Origin of the sequence: Geodermatophilus sp. CPCC 205506, assembly GCF_051383635.1 — a bacterium.
Taxonomy (GTDB): domain Bacteria; phylum Actinomycetota; class Actinomycetes; order Mycobacteriales; family Geodermatophilaceae; genus Geodermatophilus.
On the sequence record NZ_JALPKP010000043.1, the window covers coordinates 37,113 to 48,173 of the forward strand.

12 protein-coding genes are annotated in these 11,061 nt (G+C 73.0%); 10 read left to right on the plus strand and 2 right to left on the minus strand.

The window, feature by feature from the left end; genetic code table 11:
- The first annotated feature begins 4 nt into the window (after positions 1-4).
- Positions 5-925 (plus strand): heme o synthase, encoded by a 921-nt coding sequence (locus tag MY520_RS21250; RefSeq protein WP_436694560.1) that lies wholly within the window; start codon positions 5-7, stop codon positions 923-925.
- Positions 926-1,079: 154 nt separating this feature from the next.
- Positions 1,080-2,048 carry a ScyD/ScyE family protein gene (locus MY520_RS21255; protein ID WP_436694561.1) on the plus strand — a complete coding sequence of 323 codons (969 nt, stop codon included), beginning with the start codon at positions 1,080-1,082 and terminating at the stop codon, positions 2,046-2,048.
- 76 nt (positions 2,049-2,124) lie between these two features.
- On the opposite strand, the gene MY520_RS21260 is transcribed toward MY520_RS21255, so the two are convergent.
- Positions 2,125-3,039 carry a COX15/CtaA family protein gene (locus tag MY520_RS21260; RefSeq protein ID WP_436694562.1) on the minus strand — a complete coding sequence of 305 codons (915 nt, stop codon included), beginning with the start codon at positions 3,037-3,039 and terminating at the stop codon, positions 2,125-2,127.
- Between the two features lie 114 nt (positions 3,040-3,153).
- On the opposite strand from MY520_RS21260, the gene MY520_RS21265 reads away from it, so the two are divergent.
- From MY520_RS21265 to MY520_RS21300, 8 genes are read left to right on the plus strand one after another with little or no spacing between them, the layout of a single operon-like run.
- Positions 3,154-3,984, plus strand: coding sequence for a helix-turn-helix transcriptional regulator (locus MY520_RS21265; RefSeq protein ID WP_436694563.1), 831 nt, complete (start codon positions 3,154-3,156; stop codon positions 3,982-3,984).
- Entirely contained in the window at positions 3,981-5,423 is a 1,443-nt protein-coding gene (sufB, locus tag MY520_RS21270) for a Fe-S cluster assembly protein SufB (RefSeq protein WP_436694564.1), read from the plus strand. The genes MY520_RS21265 and sufB overlap by 4 nt, the downstream gene beginning before the upstream one ends.
- A complete protein-coding gene (gene sufD / locus MY520_RS21275) occupies positions 5,423-6,748 on the plus strand; it encodes a Fe-S cluster assembly protein SufD (protein WP_436694565.1) in 1,326 nt (441 codons plus the stop codon). Before sufB ends, sufD begins: the two co-directional genes overlap by 1 nt.
- Complete coding sequence (locus MY520_RS21280) at positions 6,745-7,089, plus strand: non-heme iron oxygenase ferredoxin subunit (protein WP_436694566.1); 345 nt, start codon at positions 6,745-6,747, stop codon at positions 7,087-7,089. Before sufD ends, MY520_RS21280 begins: the two co-directional genes overlap by 4 nt.
- Before the next feature lie 10 nt (positions 7,090-7,099).
- Positions 7,100-7,921, plus strand: coding sequence for a Fe-S cluster assembly ATPase SufC (gene sufC, locus MY520_RS21285; protein WP_436694567.1), 822 nt, complete (start codon positions 7,100-7,102; stop codon positions 7,919-7,921).
- Positions 7,918-9,261: a cysteine desulfurase gene (locus MY520_RS21290; RefSeq protein WP_436694568.1), complete on the plus strand. Its 1,344-nt coding sequence runs from the start codon at positions 7,918-7,920 to the stop codon at positions 9,259-9,261. The genes sufC and MY520_RS21290 overlap by 4 nt, the downstream gene beginning before the upstream one ends.
- A 3-nt stretch (positions 9,262-9,264) precedes the next feature.
- Positions 9,265-9,744, plus strand: a complete 480-nt coding sequence (gene sufU / locus MY520_RS21295) for a Fe-S cluster assembly sulfur transfer protein SufU (protein ID WP_436694569.1) — start codon at positions 9,265-9,267, stop codon at positions 9,742-9,744.
- Positions 9,741-10,136 (plus strand): metal-sulfur cluster assembly factor, encoded by a 396-nt coding sequence (locus MY520_RS21300; RefSeq protein ID WP_436694570.1) that lies wholly within the window; start codon positions 9,741-9,743, stop codon positions 10,134-10,136. Before sufU ends, MY520_RS21300 begins: the two co-directional genes overlap by 4 nt.
- A 122-nt stretch (positions 10,137-10,258) precedes the next feature.
- On the opposite strand, the gene MY520_RS21305 is transcribed toward MY520_RS21300, so the two are convergent.
- On the minus strand, positions 10,259-11,061 hold an 803-nt coding region (locus tag MY520_RS21305; protein WP_436694571.1), incomplete at its 5' end, for an SCO7613 C-terminal domain-containing membrane protein.

Genomic DNA, 11,061 nt, shown 5'->3' on the forward strand with positions numbered 1-11,061 from the left:
CGCGGTGACGGCGCTGTCCGAGCGCCCGGCCGTCCAGGCCCGTCGCGCCTCGGCCACGATCCGCAACTACGTGGCCCTCACCAAGCCGCGGATCATCGAGCTGCTGCTGGTCACCACGCTGCCGGCGATGATGCTCGCCGTCGGCGGCTGGCCGTCCTGGCGGCTGCTGCTGGCCACCATGGTCGGCGGCACGCTCGCCGCCGGCGCCGCCAACGTCTTCAACTGCTGGTACGACCGCGACATCGACCGGCTGATGCACCGCACCGAGCGGCGGCCGCTGCCGATGGGCGAGGTCAGCCCGCGCGGGGCGCTGGTGTTCGGCCTGGTGCTGACCGTCGTCTCGGTCGCCCTGCTGGCCGCCACCACGACGCTGCTGGCCGCGGCCCTGGCGCTGGGCGCGATCGTCTACTACGCCGTCCTCTACACGATGGTGCTCAAGCGGCACACCCGGCACTCGACGCTGTTCGGCGGGGTGCCGGGGGCGGCGCCGGTGCTCATCGGCTGGGCCGCGGTCACCGGGTCCCTGGACTGGCCGGCGGTGGTCTTCTTCGGCGTCGTCTTCTGCTGGCAGCTGCCGCACTTCTGGGCGCTGGCCATGCGGTTCCGGTCCGACTACGCCCGCGCCGACGTCCCGATGCTGCCGGTGGTGGCCGCTGCGCAGTCGGTCGGCCGGCAGACCGTCGCGTGGACCTGGGCCACGGTCGCCATCTCGCTGCTGCTGTGGCCGGTGGCCGACGGGTTCGGGATCGGCTGGATCTACACCGCCGCGGCCGCGGGGCTGGGACTGTGGTTCGCGATCGAGGCGCACCGGCTGCTCGGCCGCATCCGCTCGGGCGCGGAGACCAAGCCGATGCAGCTGTTCCACATCTCGATCACCTACATGACCCTGGTGTCGGTCGCGATCATCGTCGACGTCCTCGTCTGAGCGACGGCTCCGAGCCTCCGGACGGAGCCGGATCGAAACCCCTTGTCCCACCCCGGCGACCCGAGTAGACCGGCTCCGCACGTCGGGCCCGGGACGGGGATGCCGGCGGAGGCACCCGCGCGTGCGGCACGGCGGCGCAGGGGGAGGTCCGACCATGCACCCACGACACCGGAACCGGTCTCTGCTCGTCCTCGCGGTGGTGGGGGCGGGGCTGGCGGTACCAGGGGTGGCGCAGGGCCACGACGATCAGCGTGAGCCGACCGAGGCGCGGTTGCTCGCATCCGGGTTGGGCGGCGGCTCGGGCAGCACGATCGGTCCCGACGGCGACCTGTACGTCACCGAGCCCACCGCGGGCGAGGTGTCCCGCATCGATCGCCGGACCGGCGAGGTGACCGTCGTCGCGACGTGCCTGCCGCTCCGGGGGGCGGCGGCCACGGCCGGTGGCGCGATGGACGTGGCGTTCCTGGACGACACGATGTACGTCCTGGTCGGGCTGGTCGCCGACGCGGTCACCGGGGTGTACCGGGTGGACGACGAGGACACCTGCACGGTCGTCGCGGACACCGGCGCCTTCTCCCGGGCGAACCCGCCGCCGGTGGGAGGGGAGGCCCCGGGCGGCGTGCCCTACGCCATGCAGCCCTTCCGCGGCGGCTTCCTGATCACCGACGGCAACCACAACCGCGTGCTGCGCGCCGACCCCGATGGGGACGTGCGCTCGGTCCTGCAACTGGGCAACGTGGTGCCGACCGGTCTGGACGGCGAGGGACGCCGGGTCCACCTCGCCCTTGCCGGGCCCGTGCCGCACCGGCCCGAGGACGGGCGCATCGTCTCGTTCCGCGTCGGTTCGGACCGCGTGCGGGACGTCGCGTCGGGTGGCCGGCTCCTGGTGGACGTGGAGTTCGGCCGGCACGCGGAGTACGCGTTGTCCCAGGGAGCCTTCCCCGCGGGCGGGACGCCGGCCACGCCCGCGGTGCCGGACACCGGCCAGCTGCTGCGCGTCGACGACGGCGGCTTCGACGTCGTCGCGGAGCCGCTCGACCGGCCCACGTCGCTCGAGGTGACCCGCGGCGCGGCCTACATCGTCACGTACGACGGGGAGGTCTGGCGGGTGGACCTGTCGTAGCACCGGACCACGTGCTCGCACCGCGCCGACGGGTCGTCGCCTCCAGCCGTCGAGACGACGACCCGTCGGCGACCGGCTAGTGCGTGCGGGCCGAGACCCGGGGCGCCGGTGCCCCGACCGGGACGTCGGAGGCCGGGCCGCGCACCGACCAGACCAGCCGGGCGGTGAGCGCCGTCACCAGCACCGCGCCCAGCATGTGCAGCAGCACCAGGGCGATCGGCAGGTCGGTGAAGTACTGCACGTAGCCGACGACGCCCTGGGCCAGCTGGACGAGCAACAGGTCGCGGGCGGCCCGCCGGATCCGGCCGGGCGAGTCGGTGGCGTGCAGCGCGACCAGGAGCGCGATCGTCAGCCCGAGCAGGAGGAACACCGAGTCGGCGTGCAGCTGGCTGACCAGCTCCGGGTCGAAGCCGGTGCGGCCTGCCTCGGGGTCGCCGCTGTGCGGCCCGCTGCCGGTGACGACGGTGCCGAGCACGAGGACCCCTGCGGTCGCCGCGGCGATCCCCCCGACCAGCAGCTCGAACGGGCGGCGGACCAGCGGCCGGCCGACGCCGGGCTCGCGGGACCGCAGCCACAGCACGGTCGTGACGGCGACCAGCCCCGAGGAGACCAGGAAGTGCGCGGCGACCGTCCACGGGTTGAGGCCGGTGAGCACGGTGACGCCGCCGAGCAGGGCCTGGGCGGGGATGCCGAGGAACGCGATGACGGCGAGCCCGCGCAGGTCCCGCCGTGGGGAGCGGAAGACGGCGACCACGGTGGCGATCGCGACCGCGGCGAGGACGAACGTCAGCAGCCGGTTGCCGAACTCGATGACGCCGTGGCCGGCCAGCTCGGGGGTGGCGACGAAGCTCGCGTCGGTGCACCGCGGCCAGGTGGGGCAGCCGAGCCCCGAGCCGGTCAGTCGGACGGCCCCGCCGGTGAGGACGATGGCGCCGTTGGCGACGGCGTTGGCCAGGGCGAGACGCGAGACGACGGCAGGGGAGACCGGCACCCCCCGATGCTAGGCGGTGGCTCCTGGTGGCATCGATCACAGGCGCGTCCGGCGCAAGGGGCGGGTTAGGGCAGCCTTGGTTGCGAGCGGCCGGAAATAGGTAACACTTGTGTTGTGGAAAGCGACAGCGTGCACGTCGGGGGCATGGCGCCCCCGTCCCGCCCGTCGGCGACCACCGACGACGGCCGGACGCGGCACCGTGTCAGCGCCCTGCTGCTCGAGCACGGTCCGCAGACGGCGACCGAGCTGGCCGGCCGGCTGGGCGTCTCGCCGACCGCCGTCCGCCGCCACCTCGACGCCCTCGTCGCGACCGGACAGGTCGAGGAGCGGCAGGCTCCCGGCGGCCGCCGGGGCCGGGGCCGTCCCGCGCGGCTGTTCCACCTGACCGACGCCGGCCGCAGCGCCTTCCCGCACGCCTACGACGACCTGGCGCTGACCGCGCTGCGGTTCGTCGCCGCCTCGGGCGGGCCCGACGCCGTCCGTGCGGTCGCCGAGGCCCAGCTCGCCGGGCTCGAGCGGCGCTGCTCCACGGCCGTGGAGCAGGCCGCGGGCGGCGGGACCGTCGACCGGGCACAGGTGCTCGCCGTGGCCCTCACGGCCGAGGGCTACGCTGCCTCGGCCTCGGCGATCTCCAGCGGCGGGCAGCTCTGCCAGCACCACTGCCCGGTGGCGCACGTGGCGGCGGAGTTCCCGCAGCTGTGCGAGGCCGAGACCGCGGTGATCGGCCGCCTGGTGGGTACGCACGTACAGCGCCTGGCCACGATCGCCCACGGCGACGGGATCTGCACCACACACATCCCCGGCCCGTTGCGGCGAGGGAACAGACCGACCCCCGAAAGACCTGTACCAGGTGAGCGAGGAGCGCGGCCGACGACGGCCACTGTGCGCACCGCCCCGTCCACCAGCACCGCCCCCACGATCGACCGGGAGAGGACGCCCGTATGACCAGCACCCAGCAGCCGGTGACCAGTACGCCGCTGACGCAGGACGAGCAGATCGACCAGCTCGGCCGCTACCAGTACGGCTGGGCTGACGCCGATGTCGCCGGAGCGTCGGCCAAGCGTGGTCTGAGCGAGGACGTCGTCCGGGACATCTCGGCCCGCAAGAACGAGCCTGAGTGGATGCTCGAGCGCCGGCTCAAGGCGCTCAAGCTCTTCGGCCGCAAGCCCATGCCCGACTGGGGCTCGGACCTCTCCGGCATCGACTTCCAGAACATCAAGTACTTCGTGCGCTCCACCGAGGCCCAGGCGGCCTCGTGGGAGGAGCTGCCCGACGACATCAAGAACACCTACGACAAGCTGGGCATCCCGGAGGCCGAGAAGCAGCGGCTGGTCTCGGGTGTCGCCGCGCAGTACGAGTCCGAGGTCGTCTACCACCAGATCCAGAAGGAGCTGGAGGACCAGGGCGTCGTCTTCCTCGACACCGACACCGCGCTCAAGGAGCACGGGGACCTCTTCCGGGAGTACTTCGGCTCGGTCATCCCGTCGGGGGACAACAAGTTCGCCGCGCTGAACACCGCGGTGTGGTCCGGCGGCTCGTTCATCTACGTGCCGAAGGGCGTGCACGTGGAGATCCCGCTGCAGGCCTACTTCCGGATCAACACCGAGAACATGGGCCAGTTCGAGCGGACGCTGATCATCGTCGACGAGGGTGCCTACGTGCACTACGTCGAGGGCTGCACCGCGCCGATCTACAAGTCGGACTCGCTGCACTCCGCGGTCGTCGAGATCATCGTCAGGAAGAACGCCCGCTGCCGGTACACGACCATCCAGAACTGGTCGAACAACGTCTACAACCTGGTCACCAAGCGGGCCATCGCCCACGAGGGCGCGACCATGGAGTGGGTCGACGGCAACATCGGCTCCAAGGTCACCATGAAGTACCCCGCGGTCTGGATGACCGGCGAGCACGCCAAGGGCGAGGTGCTCTCCATCGCCTTCGCCGGCGAGGGCCAGCACCAGGACGCCGGCGCCAAGATGGTGCACGCCGCGCCGAACACCTCCTCGACGATCGTGTCGAAGTCGGTGGCCCGCGGCGGCGGCCGGACGTCCTACCGCGGACTGGTCCAGATCGACGAGGGCGCGCACGGGTCCCGGTCGACGGTGAAGTGCGACGCCTTGCTGGTCGACACGATCAGCCGGTCGGACACCTACCCCTACGTCGATGTCCGCGAGGACGACGTGGCCATGGGTCACGAGGCAACCGTCTCCCGCGTCAGCGACGACCAGCTCTTCTACCTGATGAGCCGCGGCCTGTCCGAGGACGAGGCCATGGCGATGGTCGTGCGCGGCTTCGTCGAGCCGATCGCCCGGGAGCTGCCCATGGAGTACGCCCTCGAGCTGAACCGCCTGATCGAGCTGCAGATGGAAGGTGCCGTCGGCTGATGCCGGAGCAGAACACCCCGAGCACCACCGAGGACGTCGCGGTCGCGCCGGCCACCCTCGCCGGCGAGCTGTTCGCCCCCGGCGTGGGTGCGCAGGCCGGCCCGCCGACCACCCCGGCGTCGGAGACGGCGACGGCCGGCCGCGCCACGCCGGGCGCGCACTCCCACGGCGGACCGGCCCCGACCGGCTCCCCGGCCGAGCGGTTCACCTCGACCGACCCCGACGCCTTCGCCGACCCCACCGGCCGCGAGGAGGACTGGCGCTTCACCCCGATGCGCCGCATCCGCCCGCTGCTGCAGGGCGCGCCCTCCGACGCCCACCTGCAGTGGGACACCGAGCTCCCCGAGGGCGTCGAGCTGACCAGCGTCGAGGCCGACGACCCGCTGATCAAGGGGCTGCCCGAGCCGGTCGACCGGCTGGCGGCGCTCACCCGGCAGCGCAGCGGCGGCGCGGCCGTCGTCCGCGTGCCGGCCGAGGCCCAGCTCGACCGCCCGGTCCGGCTGGGGCTGTCCGGCACCGGGTCCGACGAGGTCGTCTGGGGCCAGCTGGTCGTCGAGGTGGGCGCGTTCGCGAAGGCGACCGTCGTCCTCGACCACAGCGGCCTGGCCCGGTACTCCGGCGGGGTCGTGCTGCTCGTCGGCGACGGCGCGCAGGTCACCCTCGTCTCGGTGCAGGACTGGGCGCCCGGCACGGTGCACGGCGCGCAGTTCGACGCCGTCGTCGGCCGCGACGCCACGGTCAAGCAGGTCGTGGTCACCCTCGGCGGCGACCTCGTCCGGCTGGTCAGCAACGTGCAGTACGCCGGCCCCGGCGGGACCGCGGAGCTGTTCGGCGTCTACTTCGCCGACGAGACCCAGCACCAGGAGCACCGGCTGTGGGTCGACCACGCGGTGCCCAACTGCACCAGCAACGTCCTCTACAAGGGCGCGCTGCAGGGCGAGAAGGCGCACACGGTGTGGGTGGGTGACGTGCGGATCCGCCCGGCGGCCACCGGCACCGACACCTACGAGCTCAACCGCAACCTGGTGCTCACCGACGGCGCCCGCGCCGACTCGGTGCCCAACCTGGAGATCGAGACCGGCGAGATCGTCGGCGCCGGGCACGCCAGCGCCACCGGCCGGTTCGACGACGAGCAGCTGTTCTACCTGTGCTCGCGCGGCATCGACGCCGAGACCGCCCGCCGCCTGGTCGTGCGCGGCTTCTTCGCCGACGTCGTCCAGCACATCGGCCTGCCGGAGCTGCAGGACCGCCTGATGGGCACGATCGAGGCCCGTCTCGGCGCCCTGCCCGGCCTGGACGAGCAGCCGGTGGAGGTCTCCGAGTGAGTTTCGAGCGGGTGTGCGCGCTGACCGAGGTCCCGGAGACCGGCTCGCTGCGGGTCGAGCTCGCGGACGTCGACGTCGCGGTCGTCCGCTTCGAGGGCGAGGTCTACGCGATCGAGGACCTCTGCTCGCACGCCGAGGTCCCGCTGTCGGAGGGCGACGTCGAGGAGTTCCGCGGCGCCCCGACCATCGAGTGCTGGCTGCACGGGTCGTGCTTCGACCTGCGCACCGGCGAGCCCACCAACCTGCCGGCCACCGAGCCGGTGTCCGTCTACCCGGTCCGGGTGGAGGGCGACGACGTCCTGGTCGACGTCGACGCCTCCGTTCCCGCGGCCAGCAACTGAGGAGCGAGAAGTGACCACCCCCCAGAACGGCAGCGTGCTGGAGATCCGCAACCTGCACGTCACCGTGGGTGAGGGCGACGACGCCACGGAGATCCTCCGCGGCGTCGACCTGACCGTCCGCGCCGGCGAGACCCACGCGATCATGGGTCCGAACGGCTCGGGCAAGTCCACCCTGGCCTACTCGATCGCCGGCCACCCCAAGTACACGATCACCGGCGGCACGGTGACCCTCGACGGCGAGGACGTCCTCGCGATGACCGTCGACGAACGCGCCCGCGCCGGCCTGTTCCTCGCCATGCAGTACCCCGTCGAGGTGCCCGGGGTGAGCGTCTCCAACTTCCTGCGCACCGCGGCCACCGCGGTCAAGGGCGAGGCGCCGAAGCTGCGCACCTGGGTCAAGGACGTCAAGACCGAGATGGCGGCCCTGGAGATGGACCCGGCGTTCGCCGAGCGCAACGTCAACGAGGGCTTCTCCGGCGGTGAGAAGAAGCGCCACGAGATCCTGCAGATGCGGCTGCTCAAGCCGCGCATCGCGATCCTCGACGAGACCGACTCCGGCCTCGACGTCGACGCGCTGCGGATCGTCTCCGAGGGCGTCAACCGCACCCGCGCCGAGGGCGAGGTCGGCGTCCTGCTGATCACGCACTACACGCGGATCCTGCGCTACATCAAGCCCGACTTCGTGCACGTCTTCGTCAGCGGCCGGATCGTCGAGGAGGGCGGCCCGGAGCTGGCGGAGAAGCTCGAGGACCAGGGCTACGCCGCGTACGTCAAGGACTCGAACGAGCAGGCCAGCGCGGAGAAGGCCGCAGCGGAGGTCCTCCAGTCATGACCCAGACCGTCTCGCGTCCCGAAGCCGGGGCGCAGAAGACGCCCCTGCCTCTGGACGTCGAGGCGATCCGGGCGGACTTCCCGATCCTGACCCGCACCGTCCGCGACGGGAAGCGGCTGGTCTACCTGGACTCCGGGGCCACCTCGCAGAAGCCGCGCAGCGTCCTGGACGCCGAGCGCGACTTCTACGAGACCTGCAACGCCGCCCCGCACCGGGGCGCGCACCAGCTCGCCGAGGAGGCGACCGGCCGCTACGAGGCGGCCCGCGCCACGATCGGCGCGTTCATCGGCGCACCGGCCGAGGAGATCGTCTTCACGCGCAACAGCACCGAGGGCATCAACCTCGTCGCCTACGCGCTGTCGAACGCGGCCACCGCCAAGGAGCCGGAGTTCCGCCGGTACGCCGTCGGCCAGGGCGACGAGATCGTCGTGACCGAGATGGAGCACCACGCGAACCTGGTGCCCTGGCAGCAGCTGTGCGAGCGCACCGGCGCGACCCTGCGCTGGCTGGGGCTGACCGACGACGGCCGGCTGGACCTCTCGGACCTGGCCACCGTGGTCAACGAGCGCACCAAGCTGGTCGCGGTCACCCAGCAGTCGAACATCCTCGGCACGATCAACCCGCTCGGCGGCATCGTCGCCCGCGCGCGCGAGGTCGGTGCGCTGGTGCTGGTCGACGGCGCGCAGTCGGTGCCGCACCAGCCGGTCGACGTCGCCGCCCTGGGTGCGGACTTCCTCGTGTTCTCCGGCCACAAGATGCTGGGCCCGACCGGGGTCGGCGTCCTGTGGGGCCGGTACGACGTGCTCGACGCGCTGCCACCGTTCCTGACCGGCGGCTCGATGATCGAGGTCGTCCGCATGGAGGGCAGCACCTTCATGCCGCCGCCCCAGCGGTTCGAGGCCGGGGTGCCGATGACCGCGCAGGTGATCGGGCTCGCCGCCGCCGTCGAGTACCTGCAGGGCCTCGGCATGGCCGACGTGCAGGCGCACGAGGAGGCGCTGACCGGGTACGCGCTGGCGAGGCTGGCCGAGATCCCCGGGGTCACCGTGATCGGCCCGCCCGACACCGTGGCCCGCGGCGGCGCGGTCTCCTTCACCGTCGAGGGCATCCACCCGCACGACGTCGGCCAGGTCCTCGACGACCTCGGCGTCGAGGTCCGGGTGGGGCACCACTGCGCGTGGCCGGTCGTTCGGCGCTACGGCGTCCCGGCGACGACGCGGGCCACCTTCTACGTGCACACCGGGTACGACGACATCGACGCCCTGGCCGACGGGATCCGGAAGGCCCAGACGTTCTTCGGCGTTGCCCCGGCTGTGCCCAACGGGAATGGGGCGGACTAGAGCATGCAGCTCGAGTCGATGTACCAGGAGATCATCCTGGACCACTACCGGAACCCGCACGGCCGCGGACTGCGCGAGCCGTTCGAGGCCGAGGTGCACCACGTCAACCCGACGTGCGGCGACGAGGTGACCCTGCGGGTGCACCTGGACGGCGACACGCTGGCCGACGTCTCCTACGAGGGGATGGGCTGCTCGATCAGCCAGGCCTCGGTGTCGGCGATGTACGACCTCGTCATCGGCAAGTCCGTGCCCGAGGCGCTCGAGACCGGCGAGCACTTCATGACGCTGATGCAGAGCAAGGGCGACGCCGCGGTGGCCGAGAAGCTCGAGGACGAGCTGGAGGACGCCGTCGCGTTCGCCGGCGTGTCGAAGTACCCCGCCCGGATCAAGTGCGCACTGATGAGCTGGATGGCTCTCAAGGACGCCAGCGCCCGAGCTCTGTCGGTCGCTGACGCCACCCCGACTGGAGGCCAGCAGGCATGAGCGAGACCACCGAGAACGCGACGCCGGCCGCGACCGACGCGACGGCGGCCGAGCTGCCCGCGTACAAGTCGGCGCTCATCGAGGACGTCGAGGAGGCCATGCGCGACGTCGTCGACCCCGAGCTGGGCGTCAACGTCGTCGACCTGGGCCTGGTCTACGGCATCGACGTCGACGACTCGAACGTCGCCGTCATCGACATGACGCTGACCTCGGCGGCCTGCCCGCTGACCGACGTCATCGAGGACCAGGCCCGCCAGGCCCTCACCGGTGGCCCCGGCCCCGGCCTGGTCGACGACATCCGGATCAACTGGGTCTGGATGCCGCCGTGGGGCCCCGACAAGATCACCGACGACGGCCGCGAGCAGCTGCGCGCCCTCGGCTTCCGCGTCTGAGGAATGGCCCCCTTCCTCCCCGCCCTTCGCAGGCTCAGGGCGGGCCCTGGAAGGGGGCCATTCCAGCACCTCACCGGGGTCCCGCGACGAGCCTGTGAGGCGTGGGGCAGAGGGGTTCCTCTTCAGCGCATGTCGGCCAGCCGGGTGCGGAAGCCGTCGGCGTGACCCGCCGGCTCCGGCGTCCCCCCGGCGTCGGACTCCTGCCGCCGCCGGCGCAGCAGCTGCTCCCGCCAGGCACCGACGCCCAGCAGGGCCGCTCCGACGACCAGCGCGCCGGCGATGGGCAGCGGCAGCTGCACCGCGAGCAGCCCCAGTGCCAGGGTCACGGCGGTGACGCCCCCGGCGACGACGGGGGCCCGCACGGACCGCCACGCGCCCAGCGCCATCGCGGTCGCGGCGACGACGAACACGGCCACCGGTCGCTGGCTGCCCGGGGCCAGCACCGCGTAGGCGACCGAGGGCGCGGCGGCGACCCACAGCGCCGGCCCCCAGGCCGCCGCCGACCGGCCGGTCGCCACCCGGGGGCCGGCCGCGACCAGCAGGCCGAGCGCCGCCGGCAGCGTGTAGACCTCCAGTACGTGCCACTCGGCGACGGCGGCGAGCAGCCAGGCGGCGAGCACCAGCTGCGCCGCGCCCGCCCGCCAGGCGGGTGAGGCCGCCACGGCCGCGATCCGCTCGTCCCGGGTCGGTGGCCGCTCCTGCACCGGGCGTGGCTCGGTGTCGCGGCGGGTGCCGCGGTCGGTGGCGGCCGGATCCGGCGGTGACGGGGGCACGGGCGGTGCCGGTACGCCGATCGCCGCCTGCGCGCCGCGCCGCACCCGGTGGGCCACGCCGAGCGCGGCCCGGGCGACCTGCGCCAGCCGTGCCAGCGGGTGGGACGCGGCCGGCGGCACGGTGCCCACGGCCGGCGCGGGCTGCCCGGCCG